The sequence below is a fragment of the Staphylococcus sp. 11511212 genome, assembly GCF_011394755.1.
In the GTDB taxonomy this organism is placed as follows: Bacteria; Bacillota; Bacilli; order Staphylococcales; family Staphylococcaceae; genus Staphylococcus; species Staphylococcus chromogenes.
The window spans coordinates 1-25,732 of sequence record NZ_JAANBQ010000017.1 but is presented as its reverse complement, the minus strand read 5'-3'; the positions used below and the strand labels follow the sequence as shown (position 1 = coordinate 25,732).

The following is a 25,732-nucleotide window of genomic DNA, read 5'->3' as shown; positions in this document are numbered from 1 at the left end:
ATGATGAATAAATTAATCGGTTTTATTGAAAAGGGTAAACCATTCTTTGAAAAGCTCTCTCGAAATATATATTTAAGAGCCATTCGTGATGGATTTATTTCAGCAATGCCTGTCATTTTATTTTCAAGTATATTTCTACTTATTGCCTACGTCCCGAATATCTTTGGATTTACATGGCCAAAACACATCGAAGCAGCCATAATGAAACCTTATGGGTATACGATGGGCGTTGTAGGTTTACTTGTCGCAGGGACTACCGCTAAAGCATTAACTGATGCCTATAACCGTCGACTTGAAAGTACGAATCAAATTAACTTTATTTCGACGATGCTTGCTTCAATTTGCGGATTTTTATTTTTAGCAGCCAACCCTCTTGAAGAAGGTGGTTTTGCGAACGCCTTTATGGGAACAAAAGGGTTATTAACAGCATTTTTATCTGCCTTTGTGACTGTTATTATCTATAACATATGTGTGAAAAACAATGTCACGATTAAAATGCCAAAAGAAGTGCCACCGAATATTTCTCAAGTATTCAAAGATTTGATTCCATTTACACTTGTTATTTTAGTGTTATATGGTTTGGATTTAACGGTGCGTGCCCTTATTAATACAAATGTGGCAGAAGCTATTGTAAAGCTGTTTGAACCTTTATTTACAGCAGCAGATGGTTATGTGGGCATCACCTTAATTTTTGGTGCTTTTGCCTTGTTCTGGTTTGTCGGGATTCATGGCCCATCAATTGTTGAACCGGCGATTGCCGCAATCACCTATGCCAATATTGAAACAAACTTTAAAATGCTACAAGCTGGTGAACATGCAGACAAAATTTTAACACCGGGTACGCAAATGTTTATCGTAACTATGGGGGGAACTGGGGCAACATTGGTTGTGCCGTTTATCTTCATGTGGTTATCAAAATCAAAACGAAACAAAGCTATCGGTCGTGCGTCTGTCGTACCAACATTTTTCGGTGTGAATGAGCCGATTTTGTTCGGGGCACCGATTGTTTTAAATCCAGTCTTTTTTATTCCGTTCATCACAGCACCGATTGTTAACGTTTGGATTTTCAAATTTTTTGTTGATGTTCTAGGGATGAACAGTTTCAGTGTTGTACTTCCATGGACAACACCAGGTCCACTGGGCGTTATCATGGGAACAGGTTTCGAAGTGTGGGCATTTGTCCTTGCACTCGTACTGATTGTCGTCGATGTCCTCATCTACTATCCATTCTTTAAAGTTTATGATAAGCAAATTTTAGAAGATGAGTTAAAAGGGATTGATGGTTCAGACGAATTACGTTCAAAAGTCTCTGATAATTTTGATACGAAAAAAGCGGATGCGGTCATCGCCTCATCTGTTGGAACAACAACAGCACAAGAAACAAAAGCAGACCAAACGCAAACACAAGAGGCTAAAAGTGTCGACGATATTACTGAACAAACCAATGTACTTGTCTTATGTGCGGGTGGAGGCACAAGTGGTTTACTCGCAAATGCGCTTAATCAAGCAGCCGCAGAACACCATAAACCTGTGACGGCAGCCGCAGGAAGTTACGGCGCACATATGGATATTATGAAAGAATACGATTTAGTTATTTTAGCCCCACAAGTGGCATCTAACTATGAAGACATTAAACAAGATACAGATCGACTAGGTATTAAATTGGCTAAAACGCAAGGTGCCGAATATATCAAATTGACGCGAGATGGCGAAGGGGCACTACAATTTGTGAAAGATCAATTCAAATAAAAGGAGTCTTATACAATGAAAAAATTACCGAAGGATTTTATTTTCGGCGGGGCCACTGCAGCGTATCAAGCAGAAGGTGCTACTCAAACTGATGGTAAAGGTCGCGTCGCTTGGGACACATATTTAGAAGAAAATTATTGGTACACAGCTGAGCCAGCAAGTGATTTTTATCATCGTTATCCTGTAGATTTAGAGTTGAGTGAACAATTTGGGGTGAATGGTATTCGTATTTCCATCGCTTGGTCTCGTATTTTTCCAACAGGATATGGTGAAGTTAATGCCAAAGGTGTTGAGTACTATCACAACCTGTTCAAAGAGTGTTTAAAGCGTGGGGTAGAACCCTTTGTCACATTACATCACTTTGATACACCTGAAACGTTACATTCGGATGGTGATTTCTTAAATCGACATAACATTCAACATTTTGTGGATTATGCAGCATTTTGTTTTAAAGAATTTGAAGAAGTGAAGTATTGGACAACATTTAATGAAATTGGTCCGATTGGCGATGGACAATATTTAGTTGGGAAATTCCCACCAGGGATTCAATATGATTTTGAAAAAGTCTTTCAATCTCATCATAATATGATGGTTGCCCATGCCAAAGCCGTAAAATTATATAAAGAACAAGGATATACTGGGGAGATAGGTGTAGTTCACGCATTACCAACAAAATATCCGTTTGATAAAAATAATCCTGAAGATGTGCGCGCTGCAGAACTCGAAGATATTATTCACAATAAATTTATTCTTGATGCGACATATCTTGGAAAATATTCTGAGGCCACAATGAATGGCGTTAAACACATTTTAGACGTGAATGGTGGACAACTTGATTTACGTGAGGAAGATTTTGAAGTTTTAGAAGCGGCTAAAGATTTAAATGACTTTTTAGGAATTAATTATTACATGAGTGATTGGATGCGTGGTTTTGATGGAGAAAGTGAAATTACGCATAATGGTAAAGGGGAAAAAGGCGCATCTAAATATCAATTAAAAGGGGTAGGTCAACGTGAATTTGATATAGATGTTCCACGAACAGATTGGGACTGGATGATTTATCCTCAAGGACTCTATGATCAAATTATGCGTGTAAAACGTGATTATCCGAATTATAAAAAAATCTATGTCACTGAAAACGGCTTGGGTTATAAAGATGAATTTAAAAATAACACAGTTGAAGATGATGCACGTATTGATTATGTGAAACAACATTTAGAAGTGATTGCGGATGCGATTGAAGATGGCGCAAATGTCAAAGGCTATTTTATTTGGTCATTGATGGATGTCTTCTCTTGGTCAAATGGTTATGAAAAACGTTATGGTCTTTTCTATGTGGATTTTGAGACACAAGAACGCTATCCTAAAAAAAGTGCATATTGGTATAAAAAGCTCGCAGAAACTCAAATCATTGAATAAGCGATTAAAATAACATCTAAAAATCAACAAAATTCATGTAGGCCTCTCAAAATTGGATTAAATAATTGGGAGAATGTATTAGTTTTTGAAACAATTGCCTACTTTATCGAAAAAGAGGCTCGGACATACACGTGTTCGAGTCTCTTTTATCTTCATTGAACGGAACTAAAGATAGTGCTATATTGAGGGAGAATTAAGGAGACACGTATGTGATGCTGAGTGGCACTACATTTGTCAATTTGAATCCAAGGAGGAAGTTGAAAATATGAAAGCTATTGTGAGTACACAGCCTTTCGAACTGAAAGAAGGCAATCTATTTAAAGAAATCGAAGTCACACATCCTCATCCTACGAAAGATGAAGTACTAATAAAAGTACATGCTACGGGAGTCAACCCTGTAGATACAAAAACACGCAAAGCGCCATTAAATGATGCGTATCGTATTCTAGGATTTGATGCTGCGGGGGAAATTGTGGCTTGTGGAGAAAATGTATCTGACTTTCATGTCGGCGACCGTGTATTTTATGCGGGATCTAATCAACGCCAAGGCGCTAATCAAACACATCAACTGATACCTACTGACTATATTGCGCGTATTCCTGATGACTTGTCTTACGAAGATGCTGCGGCGCTTCCATTAACAGCGTTAACCACGTATGAGACGTTTTTTGATGTGTTTGGTATTTCGAAAAACCCTGAAGATAATAAAGGGAAAACACTGCTTATTATTAATGGCGCAGGTGGCGTTGGAAGTATTGCCACACAAATTGCCAAAGCCTACGGATTAACGGTGGTCACAACAGCAGGACGCGAAGAAACGAAAGTTTGGTCCTTACAACAAGGTGCGGATGATGTATTGAATCACAAAAATTCACTCGTGGACGAATGGGCAAAAACAGAACGTCTTGCACCTGATTATATTTTCTGTACTTACGACACAGACGCTTATTTTGAACCGATGATTGAATTAGTACAGCCCCGTGGGCATATCGCAACGATTGTGGCATTCAAAGAAAAACAAGACTTAAATCTTTTGAAAAATAAAAGTATCACATTCACGCATGAGTTTATGTTTGCGAGAGCGATTCATCAAAAAGAGGTTAAACAATATCAAACTTACTTAATAGATGTGGCGGATAAATTAGAAAAAGGGCAATACATTTCAACGCGAACGAAAACGCTTGAAGGTCTCTCTGTGGAAACAGTATACGAAGCGCATGAAGAAATGGAAAATCAACAATTTATTGGTAAATTAGTTATTAAAATCATTTAAATTATTCGATGAAAAACCGATTAAATAGCTGGGAATAGGGAAAGTGCATAGAAATAAAGTGAAGGTGGATATGAAGTATGAAAAACTTTAAAGTGAGTATCGTCTTTTGGGTATCACTTGTATTGTGTGCGCTTTTCGTATTATTAGGTGCACTTTTCCCTAAACACGTGGAGACAACCACTCAAAAAGTCACGAGTTTTATTGCGACAAACTTCGCATGGTATTATTTATTGCTTGTTTTAGCGATATTATTTGTCTGTATTTATCTCTTATTTTCAAAGTACAGTTCAATCACATTAGGAAAAGAAGGAGAAGATCCAGAGTTTTCATTAAAATCTTGGTTTGCGATGTTATTTAGTGCTGGTATGGGCATGGGGCTTGTATTTTGGACTACAGCAGAGCCTTTAAGCCATGCTTATACAAGTGCACCATTAGCAAAACCTGGATCTAACCAAGCGATTGAAGATGCGATACAATTTGCCTTTTTCCATTGGGGCATTCACGCATGGGGTGTCTATGGGATTGTTGCATTAGTGATGGCTTATTTTAATTTCCATAAAGGCTATCCGGGATTGGTTAGTGCGACCCTTCGTCCCTTATTTGGTGAAAAGCGCATGTCTGGACCGTTAGGCAGTTTACTAGATGTGCTTGCGATTATCGCAACAGTGACAGGTGTCGCTGCAACACTCGGTTTTGGTGCGCTACAAATTAACCAAGGTCTTAATTTTATGTTCAACATCAAGCCTTCGTTTACAGCGCAGTTATTGATTATTTTGTTTTCAGCGATGGTCTTTACATGGTCAAGTTGGACCGGAATTAGTAAAGGAATAAAGTATTTAAGTAATATTAATATGTTACTGGCGTTTATTGTTTTAGTTTTAGTTTTTGTACTAGGACCTACGCTTTATATTTTAAATACTTTTTCTAATGGTCTCGGTAATTATATCGCCCACTTTTTTGATATGAGTTTACGCATGCCATTAAATAATGAACAGCAGAAAACATGGGTCAATAATTGGACGATTTTTTATTGGGCATGGTGGGTCTCATGGGCACCATTTGTCGGTATTTTTATAGCGCGTGTTTCACGTGGAAGAACGATTAAAGAATTTATTATTGGTGTATTATTTGTGCCATCATTCGTATGTTTTATTTTCTTTGCCGTGTTTGGCGCATCCGCGCTTGATCAACAACAACATGGAGTGGCAAATTTGGCAAAAGAAGCAACAGAAACAGCTACATTTGCCATGTATCAACATTTTCCTATGGGTTTTCTATTAAGCTTGTTGACATTGATTGTGATTTTTATCTTCTTTATTACATCTGCCGACTCAGCGAACTATGTACTGGGGATGTTGAGTACTAAAGGAGATAATAACCCAGCTTCGTTTGTCAAAGTCGCATGGGGAATCATGCTTGCGTTATTTGCGATTATTATGATTGTGACAGGTGGCACACAAGCGATTCAAAATATGTTAATTATTGCAGCACTGCCGTTCTCCTTTGTCATTATTTTAATGATTTGGTCTCTATTCCGCGCTTTAGCTCAAGAGCGTCCACGTCGACATGTGACAACAAAAGAAGATAAAAGTAAAAATGAATGAGTGATGTAGGACTAAGCTATATGCGGTATCATTTATTAAAATATATTTTTGATTCTTAGCAAAGCAATGAATCAATTTTGATACATTTCATTTCAAATAAACGTTATAAATTAGTGCTAATTTTGGGTGGGCGTGTAGTCCACCCACTTTTATGTTTTAATTTAAGTTAACTTTATATATTTATTAAAAATAAGATTGTATTGTGTGTTTTATTAAGTATAATATATCTATAATCAAGTAAAATTAGAAAGTAGCGTTTTTTCATGATCTCTCAGTTAGCACTCACACCACAGGTAGTCACACAAATACAAGTTATTTTTGACAGAGAACTGAGTTTTAACTCTGGTATACGTCATTGGCGACCACAATATCAAATGTCCACATTGCGAAAAAATACGCCTTCAACGAAATGGTTAAAGATGAATCAGCAATGTTTGAAAATTTATTTTCAAGTCAGTATTGATGAAGCCTATGAACCTATCATGGTCTTAAGAAAACTTCATCGCCACGTACAAATGACGATGAAAGAATATTGTATTCCTGTCGAAGTTGAATTACATATGCAAATCACGCATTTTTTGACTAAGCAATAATGACAACGCTAAAAAACCCATCGTATTCTCTATAGACGATGGGCTTTGTTTATAGTGTTCAATGGTTTTTAGGTTGCGGTTTTTTTAGAGAGAAGATTACGAGTAAACCTAATATCCCAATACCCATAGCCACATAAATCGTGGCATAGAGATTCATATGGGCGACAATGAGGCCACCAAGTAATGCGCCAAATCCTATGCCGGCATTAAGTGCGGACATATTCCAACTCATGATTTGACTGTTATCACCTTCGACTTGTTCAATTAAACCACTTTGTACAGCGGGGTTAGTACTCCATTGAATCAAATGCCACACAAATAAGGCGATAAGTAATAAAATACTGTAGGTCCAAAGTTGATTTAAAATAAGCATCATAATAGTAAAGAGGGTTCCACTAATCAGTAACCATTTTTTAAAAGATAAGATGTCTGTAAAAAAGCCGCCTATTGATGTTCCGAAGACACCTGCTACACCAATGATGAGAAGGGCAAGTGAAACAAACTGGATAGTATGATGGCCTGAAAGAATCAGAGGATTAATATAAATATAAGCCACTGAATTAGCAGTTAAAAAGATAAAGGTAATGGATAATAATTTTATGACTTCAGATTTATGACGAATTTTCATGCGGTAATCTTGAGTGGTTTCATAGTTTGTTTGTAATTGCTTTGGCAAATAAATACTTAACAAAATACCTGCGATAATGGCAACGAAAATAATCATACCAAATGTATAGCGCCAACCAATCCAGTCACCGATTAATGTTCCTATAGGGACACCAAATACATTCGCGCCGCTAAAGCCAGTGTAGACTAATCCTAGCATCCGACCACGATGCTGGGGTTTAGCAAGAATCACGGTGATGGCTAAAATTTTTACGACAATTAAGGCAGCAGCAGCTGAAGAAATGATTCTACCGATAACAATCATTGTAAAATTGGGAGCAATTGCAATCATGAAGTTCCCTAAGATAAAAGCAATGATTGTGATTAGTAGAACAGGTTTAGGTGAAAAACGTTCTGTTAATTTTACGAGTATGGGCCCTGTGATTGCGAAAGTAAAAGCATAAATCGTAACAAGTTGACCTATCCATGCTTCAGAAATTTGAAGGTCTGTACTCATTAAGCTGAGTATTCCTGCAACGACAAGCTCTACCATTCCTACAATAAAAATACTTAGCATAAATGTAATTGTACGCATGACGGTCATAATAAAAAACTCCCTTTTTATAGTCTCTGAGCTCAATTTTAATATACTTTTCATAAATACGAAACAGGACAAAAAGAGAAGTGACAAGAGACGTTCAAATGAAATGAAGGAACTCTTGCCACTTACTAAAATTGGAAAGTTATTTTTTTAATGGATTGTCTACTTTTATATACGTATACGCATGAGCTTCGTCTAATAAACGCATAGTTGTCACACATTTATAGTCGATTTGTGGACTGAAAAAGACAGCGTTAAACTTCTGAATTCGTGTACTAGAGACATTGTTTGCTTGAGCTTTACTCATCACATTATCTAGTCGATTGCGCACGAGTTGCCAGAGCGCTTCTTCTAATCCAGATGATGCGAAATGTTTTGAGATACATGCCACCAATTCACCGAGATGGTTTTGAATGGTTGAATAGAATGCTTTGTTAAATACAGTCGATTCACTTTGAGTTAAAATACGAGACTTTTCATGAAAGTGACTTGTGTCGTAACCTGTAGCGTTAAGCTGATGTTCGTCAATACGTAATCCTTCAAAGTCACGAATAAACATTTTTGAAACGGCACTTGTTTTTTTATTGATTGTAACAATCGTATTTTGCAAATGTGCTTCAAGCGCAATCCCGTATTTCACGAGAAGCGGCATGACATAATCAATCAATGAGTTGGCGTAGGTTTCAAACCAACTACATATACTAGTTTGTTCATCTTTTTGAGTGTACTGCTGATATTTTTTAATAATATCAATAATGAGCGGTAAAGATTGATTAGATGATGCTGAAACTAAGCTTGAAGGAATGATAGGGAATTCTTCCTCTGTCACTGCATGATAAATGTTTTCACGATAAAGGGTTCCTAATTGTTCGCTTCGTTGTTCTTGGATAGAGGCATCATCTGAAGAATCAAAAAAGTGGATCCCTGCCCATTCTGGTACAGATTGTGTATTGAGCGGTTGGAACCAAGCATCGTTTTTTTCTATCGACTGTAATATGTGTGTCATTAATGGTCCATTATGCGTCGTTTGTTCAGACAACGTTCGAATTTCACCTGTAATATGTACGTTAGTTGATAACTTAATATGTGGAGATTTATTCGGAAATTTTGGCATCAATGTTCTAAATGAAAGTCCTGCATAATAAGGCGCTTCATAACGTATCGGAATAATCTTCTTGGAATGTAATTCCTCTGAATAATCTCGGTTCATAATTTCTTTATATTGCCAAGGATGTATGACCATCACATCATACTCATCAAGAGAAATATCCTCAGAAAATTGTGCTTCAATGGCATCTTTTAGTCCAGAGAACATTTCAAAGACCAAGTCTTCATAAGATTTTCCAACACTTTGTTTGCGTGTTAATGAATGATGAATAAGGACAAATTGTAAATCCACTTCATGACCATATTCAGAGGCATAAGCAATGGTTTCTTCAGTGTTCATCCCTTTACGTAATTTGGCGCCAGGATGAATAGGATGGCCTTCCACGACAGACTGTTCTGAAGTAAGGTAGGGGTCTTGCTGAGATGTAATCAGGTCATATAAGGACAATCCATGTTGTTGATATTGTAATGATTGATAGCTCAATGCTAGAGACATGTGCGTGGCACTATTCTCCAAATCATCTGCAAATTGCTCACTATTGTCTCCCTCTAATGAAGGGTCTTCGCTAAGTATTACACGTAATAATTCATTAGGATGGAGCACGCGTGTAAACTGATCATGTTTTTTCCAGTAAAATGGCCCTTTAACATCAATTCTATTAAAGGCATGTTGCCCAATGATTTCTCCGCACAATGAAATATCTTGTTTTGGAAAATGGATGCTGAGCATCTCGCCCTCGTTTAAAAGGTCAGAACTGAGTAAATGGGGAGCGACAATTTGGCTATGGATATAACCTCCTACAAGGTTTTCTCTATATAGGGAACCCATTAAACGTGCAGTAATTTTGTCACGTCCATCGGGGAGGATATTTAAAAAGAGTTCAGCCCATTCATTGGAATGTTGCTTTAAATATTGGTAGCTAAGTTGTTCTTCGTTTGTCAGTGAAAGTTCTTTTTGACTTACTTTACTTTCGGAATTCATATGTGCACCTCATTCTTTTTATTTTACAAATGCAAAGATGATTCGTATAATCCATAATATCGGAATTGAGAATGATTATCAATTATAGAAAGGTGAGTATTTTGGCTAAATGGTATTTTTCTAGCACTTTTTTACTCTTTTTAGGCAACTGGGTCGGCCAAATTGCATTGAATTGGTACGCATTTCAAATCAATCATCAAGCAATGGATTTAGCATTTATAAATTTCTTTCGTCTGATTCCTATTTTCCTTTTGAGCTTATGGGCAGGTAGTCTTGCTGACCGTTACCGTCGGTGTAAGCTGATAAAGTTAAGCGTCTTTTGCTCTTTTATTATTACCTCTACGCTTACCATTTTGGTGTTGGTATTGGGAGAGGTTCCGATGATGCTACTCTATGTTTACGCATTGTTACGGGGGTCCTTAAGCGCGATTGAGACACCTATCAGACAAGCTGTTTTACCTGATTTATCTCACAAGCTCCCTGTCTCAAAAGCAGTCTCTTACAATTCATTTATTTTAAATATTTGTCGCTCTATTGGTCCTGCAATTTCCGGGTTTTTGATAGCGTTATATGGTAGTGCTTTCGCTTTTGTTCTACAAGCACTTCTATATTTCTGTTCACTTCTATTAAGTTTACCGCTTTATTTTAAATCGAAACAACAGAAACGCGTTCGTGGGATTTCATTTGCGGTGGCGAAACGTTATCTCAAAATACATATCGAAGGTAGAACAATTTTTATCACGTCGTTACTTATTATGGCTACAGGCTTTTCATATACGACACTATTACCTATACTCACAAATGCTCATTTTCCTAACAATGCCTCTGTATTTGGAACGGCGATGACGATTAGTGCCATTGGAGGCGTGGTCGCAACATTGGTGCTTCCTTATCTAATCGACTATGTGCATAATCAACGGATATATTTCATAAGTTCGATTTGTTTTGGTGTGGGTCTTATAATTATATTCAAAGCGAATATCATAGGATTATTCATTGCCATCTTTTTTATTGGATTATTTGGTCAATTTGCAAGAACATCCAATCGAATCTTTTTTCAAAATGATGCAGAAAAAGAACATCGAGGTAAAATTTTAAGTGTCATCATGATGGATCGAGGGATGATACCATTAGGGGCAATGTTGATGAGTTTATTAACAAATTGGTTAGGTATTACAACCACATTTTTAATCATGGGTATCAGTACATTTGTGATCGCAATCGTCGGTTATATCATCAATCAAAAATATGTCGGAGGTCAAATTTAAAATGAAAGTCACAGATTATAACTTTGCGGATCGTAATATCCAATATCGTGTGATTCTTGCAAGTATAAAGGAATCTTTATTTCCTAATCACGCACGTATTTCTTTTGAGGACAAATGGGTTGAAATACAACTCCATCAACATCTTTTATATGTGCAATATTCGACGAAAAGTGCGTTTTTTCAAATTCATTTGGAAGGACCGATTGTTTATCAAGTCGGGCAAAATAAGGAAGAAATTAATCATTTAGAAAGATTACTAGAACTATTAACAGATAAATTTAACATCCCTTTTGATGCAAGACTCATCGAAGAGCTTCAACATAGTCGTCTAGGACTTTCTCTCACTTATGAGCAATTTGAACAACGTAAGATTGCGATGCATCATGCCCTTAAGATTACGAGATTACCAGAAAAAATTAATTTCATTTCTTGGTTGAGTCATATGCAAGGGAACGAGCATACGAGCAGTCTTGCATATACGGAGGGCATGATATGGGAAGGTCATCCTTCGCATCCATTAACTAAGACCAAATTACCACTCAATGAAGCGGACATTCGAGATTATGCACCTGAATTTATGAAAACAGTGTTTTTAAAAATTGTTTTAGTGCATCGGAGTTATTTGGCTATTACCTCCATGGATGACAATGATCGATTTGTAGGTGAACATATCATTCCAGAATATAATAGTCGCTTAAAACAATTTTTAGAGCCCTTAGGTTGCGAATTAAGTGATTACCGTGTGATATTAGTTCACCCGTGGCAGTATGAGCATGTCATCACTGAACAATTCACCATCGCTATAAAAAATTTAAATGTCATTCCGACACCTTATTCTATTCCATCAACGCCGACACTCTCATTTAGAACGATGGCGCTTGACCATAAACCTTACCACATAAAACTGCCAGTTAATGTCCAAGCTACAAGTGCCGTACGAACAGTTTCACCTGTGACCACAGTCGATGGTCCTAAATTAAGCTATCAATTGCAAGGGTTGTTGAATATCTATCCTTCACTTCAAGTGGCTATGGAGCCATATGGTATGTATGTGAAAGAAGAAAATGACATAGCAAGACAATTTGCGATGATTGTAAGACAATCTCCAAAAACGTCCGATAACAATATATTACAATTTGTCACGGCAGCCCTCACACAAGAAAATCCAGTAGACGAGCAAGTGACGGTAGACAGTCTGATTGAGTTTTTATATGGAACTATTGATGCAAAGGCCATCGAGACCTTTATCCAATCCTATACAAAGACATTAATTCCACCTTTGATAGCCTATATACAAACTTATGGGATTGCATTAGAAGCACATCAACAAAATACAATTTTTCAAGTGAACCAACAAACACAAGAATTCTCATTTATTGTGCGAGATTTGGGAGGTTCGCGTATCGATATAGACACATTAGTCAAAGAGGTGCCTCACATTGAGATTACTAATGAAAGTCTTATTGCAGATAATATCGAAGCAGTTGTGGCGAAGTTTCAACATGCAGTGATTCAAAATCAATTAGGAACACTCATTGACCATTTCCATCATGCGAATCATATGGATGAGGCACTACTCTATAAAATCGTTCGTGAATGCGTTGCGCGTTCCATCGATGACACTTTAGCGCATTCTAACACCTTAAGAGACGTTCTATTTGGAGAAACTGTTACAGTGAAAGCGTTGCTCAACATGCGCATGCATCAACGTGTCAAATCCTATATGGAAATTGAATTACAAAACCCCATTCAAAAAGAGGTGTAACTTTTGGCACACATTAATATCCATCTCAGTAAAATTCAATATAATGCTTTAGTTTTAAAAAAATTGCTTGAGGATCGTAAAATCCAAATGATTCCTGTGTTGAAATGCGCAGGAGGAGACGTGCAAATCGCGAAACTCTTTGAAAAAATAGGATTTTATCTTGTTGCAGAATCACGTTTGAATCTTATTGAAGCCAATACGACGGATTTAGACTACATGATGATTAAGGGATCAACACCGATAGAAGTCCCAAAGCTCGTCCAAAATACAACTCTAAGTATTCAAACGGATTTAAATGTCATTCGAGCGATTAACGAAGAGGCCAAAAAACGCCACAAACCCCATTCTATTTTATTGATGGTGGACTGGAAAGATGGTAGAGAAGGCATTTTAACGTATGAGACGATAGATTATTTAAACGAAATTATGAAACTGGATCATATCTATCTAAAAGGTCTTTCTTTTAATTTTATGTGTTATAGACCTTTACCGCCGACCGAAGAAGATATTAGTTATATTGAGCACTTTATTCATAATATCCATAAAGAAACAGGGTTAAGTTTTCCAATCATTTCTGGTGGCAATTCTAGCATGTTGACGCTAGCCATGTATTATGATTTAGGTTGTATTAATGAATTGCGTATCGGGGAAGCTTTATTTAGAGGCTATGAAACAGCTCAGCAACAGAGATTACCCTTTTTATATACGGATACCATTGAAATTGTGGGTCAAATTGCTGAAATAAAACCACGGCTTAATTTATCGACGCATCATGCCTATATGCAAGCTTTAGTAGACATCGGAAACTTAGATACAGAGATATCTGACCTCACACCGCGAGATGAAAAGTTAAAAATTGTCGGTAGTACGAGTGATTTACTATTGCTAGACTTAGGGGATACCTATAGTTATCAAGTTGGAGATACGGTGACCTTTAACATGGGTTATGGCGCAATAGCACAAAGTATGCATTCTAAACAGCTGAACAAAATTTACTATCAGGACAAGGGTATAGAATTAATGGCGGAGCATTTTAACGGTGCAACAGAGCATAAATGTTTAAAACAATATTGACATTGAGAATCATTATCAATAAAATAAAAAAGTAAGGTGAATTACATAAGAAAAGGAGAATGTCATTGTGAACATGAAAAGAGCGATAAGTTTATTCACATTGGTAGCATTCATGGTGCTCCTCGCCGCTTGTGGTAGTGTGAGTGATTCAGGGAACTCTACCTCAAAAAATAAAGACGGTAAAGGTGTCGAAGTGAAGCATGAAGCGGGTACGACAACAGTGAAAGGTGAACCTAAACGTGTGGTGGCTCTCGAATACTCATTTGTCGATGCACTCGTTTCACTAGGAGTTAAACCTGTCGGAATTGCTGACGATGGGAAGAAAGGTAACATCATTGAGCCCATAAAAGATAAGGTTGGCAACTATAAATCTGTAGGTTCACGTAAACAACCGAACTTAGAAGTTATCAGTGAGCTAAAACCAGATTTAATTATTGCAGATAGCAATAGACATAAAAGCAATTATGAACAATTAAGTAAGATAGCACCAACGATTTTATTACCAAGTTTAGATGCGGACTATAAAGAAAACATCGAAGCATTTAAAACGATTGGTAAAGCATTATCTAAAGAAAAAGAAGCGGATCAACGTTTGAAAGCACACGAAGATAAAATAGAGAAATATAAAAAAGAAATTTCAATGAATAAAGATTTAAAAGTTTTACCAGCAGTTATTTCTCAATCTGGCTTCTTAGCCCATTCAGATAAATCCTATGTAGGTCAATTTTTACATGAATTAGGCTTTAAAGAAGCATTAACAAAAGAGGTTGCAGATCAATTACCTGAATATTTAAATGCGCCATATTTAAATATGAATGCCGAGCAACTGGCAGAAGTGAATCCTGAACGAATGTTTATTATGGTTAACGGCGAAAATGATCCACATTATGCTAAAATGAAGAAAGATCCAGTCTGGAAAGATATTGACGCTGTAAAACATGACCGTGTGCACATCGTTGATAGACAAACATGGTCTAAATTCAGAGGTTTAATCTCATCAGAAGAAATTGCAAAAGAGTTAGCTGAAATTTCTAAGAAAGAACAAAAATAACGACCTTGTGATAACTTCATTTCATTTTTATTAAAGGTGATTTCAATGTCAAAACATACACATGCTAAAATAGAAGAAGATCACCAAAGAAAACGCACAACGCTCACATTTATTGTGAGCGTGTGTTTTCTTATTATTGCAATTTATCTCAATCTTGCAATCGGTGCGACTAAAATTTCATTTCAATCTATGATGGATTATTTCTTTCATCTTAATCAAACGAAAGAAACTTTTTTAATACATAATGTGCGTATGCCAAGAATGGTAGCCGCTTTACTCATTGGAGCAGCACTTGCAGTCGCAGGTGTGCTAATGCAATCTATTACGAGAAACCCTTTAGCATCACCACAAATTTTTGGTGTGAATGCAGGGGCTTCCTTTATTGTTGTGTTAATTACGGTTATGATTCCTTCACTTGCAAATCATACTGTCGTTTTTGCGTTTATCGGTGCCTTTATTGGTGGCCTAACTGTGTATATGTTAGCAGGCTCTACTAAAGGAATGACCCCTATCAAATTAGCGCTTGCAGGGATGACCATCCATCTTTTTTTCAGTAGTTTGACACAAGGCATTATACTCCTCAACGAAGATGCTACGACTACAGTTATGTTTTGGCTTGTAGGTGCCCTACATACCATTAAATGGCCAGATATCATCCAAGTTTTGCCTTGGATTTTGGGAGGACTTCTTGTTGCTCTAGCGCTTGGTAAACAACTGGCGATATTAGAGCTTGGAGATGAACTGGCTAAAGGGCTAGGTCAACATACACAACGGGTGCGTGCCATTGCAGGATTCATCGTCGTGATACTTGCAGGTGCCTGTGTGTCCATTGCAGGTCCTATTGGTTTTGTAGGTCTCATTGTCCCTCACATTGTTAAACATTATTTGAATAGAAATTATGTTTTGATTATCTTGCTCTCGATGATTATTGGAGCCGATTTATTATTAATTTCTGATGTTGTGAGTCGATTCATTGCATTTCCATTTGAGTCACCCGTAGGTATTGTGACATCATTCATCGGTGCATTGTACTTCTTATGGATTACGATGAGAGGGGTGAAAGCACGATGACATTTCAGTTATCCAGACGCTATTTTTTCGTAGTACTGTTATTGATAATTTGTTCATTTTTAAGTTTAAGTGCAGGGGCTATTTGGATGTCTCCTTTAAAAGTATTGAAAGAAATATGGACGGGGGAGAACTTTATTTTAGTGGAGTATCGCATACCAAGAATGATTTTAGGGATTCTTGTTGGGGCGGCTTTAGCCATCTCAGGTGCAGTGATTCAAGGCGTAGTACGTAATCCTTTGGCATCGCCAGACGTCATTGGAATTACGAAAGGAGCGAGCTTAGCCGCAGTCATTGTGATTATCGTTTTCCCAGCGGCGCCTCTATTTGTTTTGCCATTTGCTTCTTTTGTTGGGGCGATGGTGATAAGTATTATCCTATCGCTACTCATTAGTTTTAAAGGTGTGAAGGGGTCTCAACTTGCGTTAATTGGGATGGCCATTGGAGCAATAGCGATGGCTCTCGTTCAATATTTACTCATTCGTAGTCCAATGGAGGCCAATATTGCACTTGTATGGTTAACAGGAAGTTTATTTGGAAGAAACTACCAACATATCATTTCAATCTTGCCATGGTTGATTGTAGCTATTCCAGTGATTATGCTATATAGCCGCAAATTAGATTTACTTCATCTCGGTGAAGACGTAGCCACAAGTTTAGGAACGCATGTCAAACGCACAAAAATGATTTTATTAGTTGCCGCAGTGATGCTCGCGGGTGCCGCTATCTCAGTAGCAGGTGGATTAAGCTTTTTAGGTTTAATTGCACCGCACATTGCACGGAGTATCGTAGGTCATAAACATGTTCATATTGTTATGATGTCAGGACTCATAGGGGGACTATTGATGGTGTTTGCTGATGGATTAGCACGTATGATAGCACCTCCCCTAGATATTCCAGTTGGCGTTTTAATTGCAATTATAGGTGCGCCTTACTTTCTTTATGTCCTTCGAAAAATGTAGAATTAAGCATTTTATCATATCATCTTTAAGTCAATACAAAAAAGCGAGCTAAGAAATTTTCTTAACTCGCTTTTTATTGTTCATAAATGTGAACGTCTATTTTATTTTGTGATTTCGTTATATACTTTTTTATCGTTTAATGTGTAAATGATGTATTGATGGTCATCCGTATCGATAATTACACGGTTCGTTTTGCCAAATGTTGATCCAATACGAGAAACTTCTTTTTCACTATCACAAGGAAATGCATGAATATCTTGGTCTTCAGTTACGTTTTTGATTTCGTCATTTGGAATACGGATATCTGCAACTCTCCATTGGATTTGTACTTCTTTGTCATTTTTCTTAACTGTCATAGCCATTTGACTGACACATCCTTTACCTAATTGATGATTACATTGTAACCGATTTCTCACAAGATTGCAAGTGTAATGTGCTATACCTAATATTAAATGTGTCATACTATTAAAAGCGAAAATACGTTCGTATTTAATGGAGAATTGTGATATACTATGAGCATATTTTATATAAGTTTGAAAGGAGTCTAAAATGACAGGAAAGACGCATTCTTCTGCAGGATTGCTCATCGGGTCGATGGTAGCTACACATTATCAATTAGATCTATTTGAATCTGTGACAGCTATTGTAATTGCGGGTCTTGCGAGCATTCTTCCAGACATCTGTCATTCACGAAGTATAATCAGTCAACGATTAAAATTGATAAACTTTATTATCAAACATTTGTTTGGCCATCGTACTTTTACACATTCTATTTTATTTATATTTATATGTTATTATTTATTAACCTTAATTCAAACACCAATTTACTACATGATTAGCATTATTTGTGGTATGCTTTCACATGTAATATTAGATATGTTGACTCCTAGAGGTGTCCGCTTATTATTTCCATTACCAGTGCGTGTTCGCTTTCCCATTCAATTTAAAACAGGCGGTCTTTTAGATGTATCTTTAGCTTCGGCTTTTAGTATTTTGACGGTATACATATTATTTGAAGCGCCGATTAAGCGTATTCTTACGACATGGATTTAATCATTGTATTCACGTTGTTCGCACATTAGAATCAAAGGAGCGTATCACAAATGCTTGAGAAAAATAAATTAGAAAAATATAATCAACAACACTTACTAGAATATGAAAAGTTAATGAGTCAGAAAGAAAAAGAAAGACTAAATGACAGTTTGCAATCTTTGGATTTAGCAGAAATTCAAAAACTATATGAAGATGTTTACGTTAATCGTCAGACCATTCGAGACGTTTCTTCTATTCAAGAAGTAATTTATACACGTAAAACAGACCTCAACGAAGACGAAATTGCAATGTATGAGCAAAAAGGGTTAGAGGCACTTCGCCAACATCAATTTGCAGTTTTATTAATGGCAGGAGGGCAAGGCACAAGACTTGGGTATAAAGGTCCTAAAGGCTCTTTTAAAATTGAAGGGGTTAGCTTGTTTGAACTTCAAGCAAGACAACTCATACGTTTATATGAACAAATTGGGACGTACATTGATTGGTACATCATGACAAGTGATATTAACGATGAAGAAACGCGACAATTTTTTAAAGATGAAAACTACTTTGGATATGACCCTGAGCATATTTATTTTTATAAGCAAGATACTGTCGTGGCTCTAAATGAAAAGGGACAACTTATCTTTGACAAAAACGCGCAAATCATGGAAACACCTAATGGTAATGGAGGCGTTTTTAAATCATTAAAAAAAGCAGGTTTACTCGAGCAAATGATTACGCGTGGTAATCGATTTATTTTTATGAATAATATCGATAATGTTCTCGTAAAAGTATTAGACCCCGTTTTTGCAGGTTTCACTGTCCACTTTGATAAGGATGTCACGTCTAAATCCATACAGCCTAAGCATGGCGAAAGTGTAGGGCGACTTGTGAGCCACGAAGAGAAAGATACAGTGCTTGAATATTCGGAATTAGACCCTGAAGTTGCAAATCAATTTGATAATGCTAATATCGGGATTCATGCCTTTAAAACCGAATTCATTCAAAATGTAGTGGAGGAGCCATTACCGTATCATTTGGCCATTAAGCAATTAGAACAATTAGACGAAGATTTTGGTATAGTAAAACAACCCACCCTTAAATTTGAGCTTTTTTATTTTGATATTTTCAAATACGCAAACTCATTTATTACGTTGCAAGTTCCACGTGAAGAAGAGTTTAGCCCACTCAAAAATAGAGAAGGCAACGACAGTGTTGAAACCGCAACGAATGATTTGAAACGAATGAATATAATTGAATAGAGGTGGCGAAATGTCACATTCGCAAGGCACAAAAGCAAAAAAGACGAAATCGAACGCTTTTAAAGATATCAACCCCCTGTCTTTTGGGGAGGAAATTGGAAATGCCGTTTCTCATGGATTTGCTGCTTTACTCATGTTGCTTGCACTTCCATATGCTGCTGTTTACAGTTATATCACTCAAGGTGTAACCATGGCGGTTAGTGTTTCAGTATTTGTAATCAGTTTGTTTTTAATGTTTATCTCTTCAACGGTATATCATACGATGCAACAAGCTTCTTCGCACAAATATGTACTCCGGATTATAGATCATAGTATGATTTATGTGGCAATTTCTGGGAGTTACACACCAGTGTCCCTTGTCCTAGTCGGTGGATGGTTAGGGTGGACCGTCATGATATTACTGTGGGTCATTACGATTTTAGGAATTTTATATAAATCCATCGCCACACACGTTAACCCTAAATTAAGTTTATTTATTTACTTATTTATGGGATGGGTCGGTGTGATATATTTCCCAATTATCTTAAAAGAGCAGGCTTGGTTATTTTTACTTTTTATCGTGTTCGGTGGTGTAGCCTATACGATAGGTGCATGGTTTTATGCTCAAAAAAATAGACCTTATTTCCATATGATTTGGCACATTTTTATCTTTATCGCATCAATTTTTCATTTTATTGCGATTGTTTATTTTATGTAGGTGATAATGATGAAGTTATCCAATTATAAATTAATCATGTTTGCTTTAGTAGTATTGTTACTCTTTCAATTTTACTTTGCGTTTTATTATCTCCTTGGTGAAGGTGCATCAAATGGTTCCCCAATTATGGGACTTTTATCTTTGATTTTAGCTTTTATCGTCATTGCGATAATGTTGTCAATACGACACTATTTTAAAAAGCATAAATAAGACAAAAACGAATCTCTCTGTATTTATCGGGGTGGTTCGTTTTTATTACTTTAAAAATTATCATATAGTTATAGATGAATAGAAAAAAGGTGGACGCAAAAAATGAAAATTAAACAGATAAATATTATCGTGTCGCTAGTATTAATTATGTTTATGTCAGCTATAGAGACGACAATTGTGGCAATTGCCTTACCTACGATGAGAAAAGCTTTACAACCAGATGCCTCCATCGCCCTTGTTTTTACGATATATTTTGTGGGTATTGTGACTGCGATTCCCGTGATTAGTGAGATGATGTCTCGTATCAAAGTACGTATGATTACGCTCATTGGTTTGTGCTTTTTTATAGGCGGAAGTTTACTTGCTGGGTTGAGTGGCAATTTTGAATTATTGCTACTTGCGCGTTTCATTCAAGGAATCGGTGCAGGTGTTAATATGTCGCTCGCTCAAATTGTCCCAAAATTAGCTTTTGAAATTCCATTTCGATATAAAGTTATGGGAATTGTAGGCAGTGTTTGGGGAATTTCAAGTATTATAGGTCCATTTATTGGCGGAGTGATTTTAGAGTGGACTACGTGGCATTGGTTATTTTTTATCAACGTACCCATTGGATTAGTCGCGATGATTTTAGTGGTTTTAAGCTATCATTTTGACAACGAAACAATTCAAAAACACCCCGTTGATTTCAAAGGTATCTTAGGGTTTTATTTCGTTATAGCGTTGTTCATGCTTTTAGTTTCAACTTTTAAACTTCAATGGATTTATTTAGTGGGTATCGCACTTTTTCTAATCAGTGGTTGGGGAATGATTCAATATTTTAAAAGACAGTCACGTCCATTTATTGCACTTAAAGAATTTACGCCAACGGTACGCTTAGCCTTTTTTACAGACTTGTTAATCGCGATGATTTTAATAGGCTTCAACGTCTTTATACCTTCCTATCTGCAAGATACGTTGAATTTAACACCCTTACAAAGTGGACTTGTCATTTTTCCATTATCCGTCGGTTGGTTAATTATCAATTTTACTTTAGACAAAATAGAAGCCCGGTTGTCATTGAAAATGTTATATATCAGTTTGTTGAGTATTTTACTTCTTGCAAGCTTAAGCGTGTTCTTTAATGTCATGCATCCTATTTTTATCGCGATAACCGTGTTCTTTGCGGGGATGAGTTTTGGAAGTGCCTATACTAAAGACAGTGTTTTAGTTCAGGAAAGCGTTTCAGCTGACCAAATGAAAAAAATGATGTCGTTATTTACGTTAACGCGTAATTTGGGAAATGCGATAGGTTCAGCAATTATGGGGACAGTTTATGGTCTGTCGATTGCAATTTTCCATTTTCCAATTCAACATGTGATGTTACTTACATTAGTTTTAATTATCATTTTAATCCTTTTATGGATTGTCAATGCTCGGCGAATAAATACCCATAATTAAATCTTGTATTTAAACAATTGTTAAATGAGGAGGCGTTGTAGTGAAAGGAAAATTTAATTTTGTTAATCTCATTACATTACTCGTCATTATTACAATATTTGTAATTTCAGGGGGTATTTTTTTAACTTTACTCGCTTTCGGCTTATTTGGGTTGAGTCGAATATTGATATATTTTCAATTAGCAGAGTTTACGTTTAACGAAGGTTTTTATGACAATCTATTTTACTATGGAAGTTACATTTTGTTAGGATATTTTCTTATCTATTGCATTGAGTATGTGATGGATATCTTGAAAAAGAAACTTTATCCAAACCCTTATTTACAAGGGATGACCTTCCATCTCATCACATATACACTCATTGTTTGTATGTTTTACTTTATTGTTCATATCCATTTTTCGCATATTCACATCGATTTTTGGGTGCTAATGATCATTATTGCTTTTCTATATTTGTGTAAGGAAATTTTTTATCCTGATTCTGAAGATTTATACCATCATCGAAAATAACTTTAATTGTCTATAAATGACGCTTCTTATTTTAAAGGTAAATGCCTACTTTAAAGAAGCGCTCATTTATAGCTTTTTTATATAGTATAATCAAAATTTTTGGTGATTATATTTTTGACGTGTAAACTAAAAATGATTCTATTTTTGAAAAGTATTTAGCTTTAAAACGAGTAAGATGTAAAGTCTAGTGACCATATATATGATGACCTATAGGGTTGTAACTGAATTTAATTAGTAAGTGAAATCCAAACTTTGAAAGAACTAGACGCTTTTAAAAAATGAATAGAATAATTGTTTTGTCAGAAGACGGTGTTTCAAATATATGAAGAAAAGGGGAGAAGCAGGATGTCGGGGATTCAAGTGAAAAAAGAAGAACGTAACATTATTGTTGCGGTGATGTTGATTAGTGCGTTTACTGCAATTTTGAATCAAACGTTACTCAATACCGCATTACCAGATATTATGCGGGGATTAAATATTGATGAAAGTACCTCTCAATGGTTAGTCACAGGGTTTATGTTAGTGAATGGGATTATGATTCCACTCACGGCTTATTTTATGGACCGTATACAAACAAGAACACTTTATATGATTGCAATGGGGATATTTTTATTGGGTTCTATTATTGCAGCGCTCGCCCCAAATTTTGCCATTTTAATGACAGCTAGGGTAATACAAGCGATGGGCGCGGGGATTATCATGCCATTGAGCCAGTTTACAATGTTTAGCTTGTTTCCTAAAAATCAACGTGGCTTTGCCATGGGGCTCTCAGGGCTTGTCATTCAATTTGCGCCAGCGATTGGACCGACTTTATCAGGAGTTCTCGTCGATCACTTTTCATGGAGGGTTCCATTATTTGTGGTCGTTGCAGTCGCAATCATCGGTTACGTATTTGGTTTTAAATATATGAAAAACTTTAGTGAGATCAAACAAGTGAAATTAGATAAAGCCTCAGTCGTATTATCGACGTTAGGCTTTGGCCTTATGCTATATGCGTTTAGTATTGCGGGAACAGTCGGTTTTAGCAATATCATTGTCATCCTAAGTCTCATTATTAGTATTATCATTATTATTGTTTTCGTTACACGACAATTGTCTATTTCGAACCCTATTTTACGACTGGAAGCGTTTAAAAATCGTATATTCACATTAACGTCGATTGCATCAATGATTGCATTCACGTCTATGGTTGGACCTGCATTATTAATACCTATATACATTCAAAATGTATTGCATTTATCTGCGTTTCTATCAGGTCTTGTCATATTGCCAGGTGCCATTATTAATGGTGCGATGTCAGTCGTGACAGGGAAAATATATGACAAAGTAGGGGCACGTGTCTTAATTATTCCTGGTTTTACTTTGTTACTTATTACGACACTCATGCTAAGCCAGGTTACAGCGCACACCTCATTTACGTATGTCATTATCGTCTTTACGATTCGTTTATTCTCAATATCCTTTATTATGATGCCTCTTAATACAGCAGGGATTAACGCACTTGATAATGATATGGTTTCTCATGGTACAGCAATAATGAATGCATTACGTACTATTGCAGGTTCAATGGGAACAGCAATTATGGTGACGGTTATGGCAATTGGAACAAAATTATATCAACCAGATCCATCAGTGAGTGCACAAATGATTCCGAGAGAAGCTATGGCATATGGTGTAGAACTGGCATTTTACCTCGCTTCCGGAATTATCTTTTTGGGCTTGATTTTAAGTCTATTTATTCATGATCGTTCGAAAAAGAAGAAAAACTTATCTGTAAGATAAGAGTTTGTAAATAATTTAAAGCAATAACCTTATTTTGTAACGACAAATTTGGTAAAATAAAAGCAAATTGTGCAATAAAGGAGATGGCGGAAGTGTTAACAGAAGTGCAAGTTAAACAAATAGTAGGTGAAATTATTGATCCTTCAGTTAATGTTCCATTAAAAGAAACAGATGGAATTTTAGAAGTTTCTATAAAAGAAGAAAAAGAACATGTCAGTGTAAAAGTGGCAATGGCTCAATTAGGTGGCCAACAGCAATTAGATTTACAAATGGCAATTGTAGAAAAGCTTAAAGAAAATGGAGCAAAAACAGTAGGAATTCGTTTTGAAGCATTACCGGAAGATAAAGCTAAACAATTTCAAAGCTCAAACAATAATCAGCAACAAACAATTGAAGAGTTTTTAGCAAAAGGGAATGACTTGGAATTTATAGCGATTGCTTCTGGTAAAGGGGGCGTCGGTAAATCTACTGTTGCGGTTAACTTAGCGGTTGCTTTAGCGCGCGCTGGTAAACGTGTAGGATTAATTGATGCAGATATTTATGGTTTTAGTGTGCCTGACATGATGGGTATAGATAATAAACCAGGCATAGAAGGTAAAACTGTAGTCCCCGTAGAGCGTCACGGCGTAAAAGTAATTTCAATGGCATTTTTTGTAGAAGAAAACGCGCCCGTTATTTGGCGTGGACCAATGCTTGGTAAAATGTTGACAAATTTCTTCACTGATGTGAAATGGGGCGAACTTGACTATTTAATTCTAGATTTACCACCGGGCACAGGGGACGTCGCTCTAGATGTTCATACAATGTTGCCTTCAAGTAAGGAAATTATTGTGACGACCCCACACCCCACAGCGGCTTTTGTTGCTGCACGTGCAGGAGCTATGGCAAAGCACACTGAACATAGTATTTTAGGTGTCATTGAAAACATGTCATATTTTGAAAGTAAAGAAACAGGAAATAAAGAATATATATTTGGACAAGGTGGCGGCCAAAAGCTAGCTGAGGAACTTCATACGGACTTGTTAGGACAACTTCCATTAGCGCAACCTTCATGGAAACCAACAGACTTTTCACCTTCTGTATATCAACCAGAAGATGAACTAGGTCAAATCTATTTAGATATGGCTCAAAAAATTATCAACAAAACTGAAAAATAAATAACGATTGAGAGTTTGGAAAATAGAGCCAACCCTTAATTTAGAAGGCCATCAAAATTTACTTTAAGATAAATTTTGATGGCTATTTTAGTACTCCTTAAGCGTTTAAACCTGCGTCAGTAAGAGCGATTTTATAACTTGATCTTATGGACGAATGATAATATTAAACGCTTCTTTTTATGTAGGTGTACGTAAGACACGCCTTTATGTGTAAATAAAGAGTTAAAAGTGTAAATAAAAACCTTGATATTCTTCATAAACATGATAGAATATTTTCTTGTGAGTGATAACACACACATATCTAACGAAAAAGTTAAAGTAAAAAAGTTGAAAAAACTTGTTGACTTTATACAGTTGAGTTGATATGATATAAAAGTCGCTGAAAACGACAGCAAACATTTAATAAAAAGATTTCGAAAGTGTAAAATTTACTGTTGAAATCACGAAATGAATGTTTTAAACTTATAAAAGTCTTGTAAATAACTTGTAAAGAACATTAAGTTGTGATAAGATATTCGAGACAAA

The 25,732-nt window shown here is 36.2% G+C and carries 21 protein-coding genes; 18 read left to right on the top strand and 3 right to left on the bottom strand.

The features are described 5' to 3' along the window. The 5 genes from G8Y84_RS10130 (at position 1) to G8Y84_RS10110 (ending at position 6,638) form a co-directional block, all read left to right on the top strand. Entirely contained in the window at positions 1-1,749 is a 1,749-nt protein-coding gene (locus G8Y84_RS10130) for a lactose-specific PTS transporter subunit EIIC (RefSeq protein WP_107363502.1), read from the top strand. A gap of 15 nt (positions 1,750-1,764) precedes the next feature. Next, positions 1,765-3,168 carry a 6-phospho-beta-galactosidase gene (lacG, locus tag G8Y84_RS10125; RefSeq protein WP_105996789.1) on the top strand — a complete coding sequence of 468 codons (1,404 nt, stop codon included), beginning with the start codon at positions 1,765-1,767 and terminating at the stop codon, positions 3,166-3,168. Positions 3,169-3,433: 265 nt separating this feature from the next. Then, the gene (locus tag G8Y84_RS10120; RefSeq protein WP_103158742.1) at positions 3,434-4,441 is read left to right on the top strand and encodes a zinc-binding alcohol dehydrogenase family protein; all 1,008 of its coding nucleotides are present in this window, start codon (positions 3,434-3,436) and stop codon (positions 4,439-4,441) included. A gap of 77 nt (positions 4,442-4,518) precedes the next feature. Further along, positions 4,519-6,045 carry a BCCT family transporter gene (locus G8Y84_RS10115; protein ID WP_037574720.1) on the top strand — a complete coding sequence of 509 codons (1,527 nt, stop codon included), beginning with the start codon at positions 4,519-4,521 and terminating at the stop codon, positions 6,043-6,045. Between the two features lie 263 nt (positions 6,046-6,308). Beyond that, positions 6,309-6,638 carry a hypothetical protein gene (locus tag G8Y84_RS10110; protein WP_103159485.1) on the top strand — a complete coding sequence of 110 codons (330 nt, stop codon included), beginning with the start codon at positions 6,309-6,311 and terminating at the stop codon, positions 6,636-6,638. Between the two features lie 58 nt (positions 6,639-6,696). Here the strand turns inward: G8Y84_RS10110 and G8Y84_RS10105 are convergent, their stop codons facing one another. Both G8Y84_RS10105 and G8Y84_RS10100 read right to left on the bottom strand, forming a co-directional pair. Continuing rightward, complete coding sequence (locus tag G8Y84_RS10105; protein WP_037574714.1) at positions 6,697-7,848, bottom strand: MFS transporter; 1,152 nt, start codon at positions 7,846-7,848, stop codon at positions 6,697-6,699. Between the two features lie 139 nt (positions 7,849-7,987). Beyond that, entirely contained in the window at positions 7,988-9,934 is a 1,947-nt protein-coding gene (locus G8Y84_RS10100; protein ID WP_165806335.1) for an IucA/IucC family protein, read from the bottom strand. 101 nt (positions 9,935-10,035) lie between these two features. Here G8Y84_RS10100 and G8Y84_RS10095 point away from each other — a divergent pair, with 101 nt between their 5' ends. The 6 genes from G8Y84_RS10095 (at position 10,036) to G8Y84_RS10070 (ending at position 17,122) form a co-directional block, all read left to right on the top strand. Then, positions 10,036-11,202: an MFS transporter gene (locus tag G8Y84_RS10095; protein WP_037574708.1), complete on the top strand. Its 1,167-nt coding sequence runs from the start codon at positions 10,036-10,038 to the stop codon at positions 11,200-11,202. Between the two features lies 1 nt (position 11,203). Next, on the top strand, positions 11,204-12,967 hold the full coding sequence (locus tag G8Y84_RS10090; protein ID WP_165806334.1) for an IucA/IucC family protein: 1,764 nt from the start codon (positions 11,204-11,206) through the stop codon (positions 12,965-12,967). 3 nt (positions 12,968-12,970) lie between these two features. Then, a complete protein-coding gene (locus G8Y84_RS10085; RefSeq protein WP_037574703.1) occupies positions 12,971-14,041 on the top strand; it encodes an alanine racemase in 1,071 nt (356 codons plus the stop codon). A 73-nt stretch (positions 14,042-14,114) separates the two neighbouring features. Further along, the gene (locus G8Y84_RS10080; RefSeq protein WP_037575241.1) at positions 14,115-15,092 is read left to right on the top strand and encodes an ABC transporter substrate-binding protein; all 978 of its coding nucleotides are present in this window, start codon (positions 14,115-14,117) and stop codon (positions 15,090-15,092) included. A 45-nt stretch (positions 15,093-15,137) separates the two neighbouring features. Continuing rightward, complete coding sequence (locus tag G8Y84_RS10075) at positions 15,138-16,163, top strand: FecCD family ABC transporter permease (RefSeq protein WP_165806333.1); 1,026 nt, start codon at positions 15,138-15,140, stop codon at positions 16,161-16,163. Continuing rightward, positions 16,160-17,122, top strand: a complete 963-nt coding sequence (locus G8Y84_RS10070) for a FecCD family ABC transporter permease (protein WP_105963147.1) — start codon at positions 16,160-16,162, stop codon at positions 17,120-17,122. Before G8Y84_RS10075 ends, G8Y84_RS10070 begins: the two co-directional genes overlap by 4 nt. Positions 17,123-17,223: 101 nt before the next feature. Here G8Y84_RS10070 and G8Y84_RS10065 read toward each other — a convergent pair whose 3' ends face one another. Next, a complete protein-coding gene (locus G8Y84_RS10065) occupies positions 17,224-17,484 on the bottom strand; it encodes a SunI/YnzG family protein (protein ID WP_037574694.1) in 261 nt (86 codons plus the stop codon). A 187-nt stretch (positions 17,485-17,671) separates the two neighbouring features. Here G8Y84_RS10065 and G8Y84_RS10060 point away from each other — a divergent pair, with 187 nt between their 5' ends. From G8Y84_RS10060 to G8Y84_RS10030, 7 genes are all read left to right on the top strand, one after another. After that, the gene (locus G8Y84_RS10060; RefSeq protein ID WP_037574691.1) at positions 17,672-18,175 is read left to right on the top strand and encodes a metal-dependent hydrolase; all 504 of its coding nucleotides are present in this window, start codon (positions 17,672-17,674) and stop codon (positions 18,173-18,175) included. Positions 18,176-18,225: 50 nt separating this feature from the next. Further along, positions 18,226-19,416 carry a UTP--glucose-1-phosphate uridylyltransferase gene (locus G8Y84_RS10055; protein WP_105963146.1) on the top strand — a complete coding sequence of 397 codons (1,191 nt, stop codon included), beginning with the start codon at positions 18,226-18,228 and terminating at the stop codon, positions 19,414-19,416. Between the two features lie 10 nt (positions 19,417-19,426). Then, positions 19,427-20,113, top strand: coding sequence for a PAQR family membrane homeostasis protein TrhA (gene trhA, locus G8Y84_RS10050; RefSeq protein ID WP_105963145.1), 687 nt, complete (start codon positions 19,427-19,429; stop codon positions 20,111-20,113). A 312-nt stretch (positions 20,114-20,425) separates the two neighbouring features. Beyond that, complete coding sequence (sdrM, locus tag G8Y84_RS10045; protein ID WP_103159481.1) at positions 20,426-21,760, top strand: multidrug efflux MFS transporter SdrM; 1,335 nt, start codon at positions 20,426-20,428, stop codon at positions 21,758-21,760. A gap of 40 nt (positions 21,761-21,800) precedes the next feature. Further along, positions 21,801-22,268: a SepA family multidrug efflux transporter gene (locus G8Y84_RS10040; RefSeq protein WP_037574677.1), complete on the top strand. Its 468-nt coding sequence runs from the start codon at positions 21,801-21,803 to the stop codon at positions 22,266-22,268. Between the two features lie 345 nt (positions 22,269-22,613). After that, the gene (locus G8Y84_RS10035; RefSeq protein ID WP_103159480.1) at positions 22,614-24,050 is read left to right on the top strand and encodes an MDR family MFS transporter; all 1,437 of its coding nucleotides are present in this window, start codon (positions 22,614-22,616) and stop codon (positions 24,048-24,050) included. Positions 24,051-24,142: 92 nt separating this feature from the next. Beyond that, positions 24,143-25,207 carry an Mrp/NBP35 family ATP-binding protein gene (locus G8Y84_RS10030; RefSeq protein WP_037574671.1) on the top strand — a complete coding sequence of 355 codons (1,065 nt, stop codon included), beginning with the start codon at positions 24,143-24,145 and terminating at the stop codon, positions 25,205-25,207. Positions 25,208-25,732 lie beyond the last annotated feature (525 nt).

Coding starts and splice junctions, on each gene's coding strand:
- G8Y84_RS10130 (WP_107363502.1), top strand. CDS start 1: ATGATGAATAAATTAATCGGTTTTATTGAAAAGGGTAAACCATTCTTT.
- lacG (WP_105996789.1), top strand. CDS start 1,765: ATGAAAAAATTACCGAAGGATTTTATTTTCGGCGGGGCCACTGCAGCG.
- G8Y84_RS10120 (WP_103158742.1), top strand. CDS start 3,434: ATGAAAGCTATTGTGAGTACACAGCCTTTCGAACTGAAAGAAGGCAAT.
- G8Y84_RS10115 (WP_037574720.1), top strand. CDS start 4,519: ATGAAAAACTTTAAAGTGAGTATCGTCTTTTGGGTATCACTTGTATTG.
- G8Y84_RS10110 (WP_103159485.1), top strand. CDS start 6,309: ATGATCTCTCAGTTAGCACTCACACCACAGGTAGTCACACAAATACAA.
- G8Y84_RS10105 (WP_037574714.1), bottom strand. CDS start 7,848: ATGACCGTCATGCGTACAATTACATTTATGCTAAGTATTTTTATTGTA.
- G8Y84_RS10100 (WP_165806335.1), bottom strand. CDS start 9,934: ATGAATTCCGAAAGTAAAGTAAGTCAAAAAGAACTTTCACTGACAAAC.
- G8Y84_RS10090 (WP_165806334.1), top strand. CDS start 11,204: ATGAAAGTCACAGATTATAACTTTGCGGATCGTAATATCCAATATCGT.
- G8Y84_RS10080 (WP_037575241.1), top strand. CDS start 14,115: ATGAAAAGAGCGATAAGTTTATTCACATTGGTAGCATTCATGGTGCTC.
- G8Y84_RS10075 (WP_165806333.1), top strand. CDS start 15,138: ATGTCAAAACATACACATGCTAAAATAGAAGAAGATCACCAAAGAAAA.
- G8Y84_RS10070 (WP_105963147.1), top strand. CDS start 16,160: ATGACATTTCAGTTATCCAGACGCTATTTTTTCGTAGTACTGTTATTG.
- G8Y84_RS10065 (WP_037574694.1), bottom strand. CDS start 17,484: ATGGCTATGACAGTTAAGAAAAATGACAAAGAAGTACAAATCCAATGG.
- G8Y84_RS10060 (WP_037574691.1), top strand. CDS start 17,672: ATGACAGGAAAGACGCATTCTTCTGCAGGATTGCTCATCGGGTCGATG.
- G8Y84_RS10055 (WP_105963146.1), top strand. CDS start 18,226: ATGCTTGAGAAAAATAAATTAGAAAAATATAATCAACAACACTTACTA.
- trhA (WP_105963145.1), top strand. CDS start 19,427: ATGTCACATTCGCAAGGCACAAAAGCAAAAAAGACGAAATCGAACGCT.
- sdrM (WP_103159481.1), top strand. CDS start 20,426: ATGAAAATTAAACAGATAAATATTATCGTGTCGCTAGTATTAATTATG.
- G8Y84_RS10035 (WP_103159480.1), top strand. CDS start 22,614: ATGTCGGGGATTCAAGTGAAAAAAGAAGAACGTAACATTATTGTTGCG.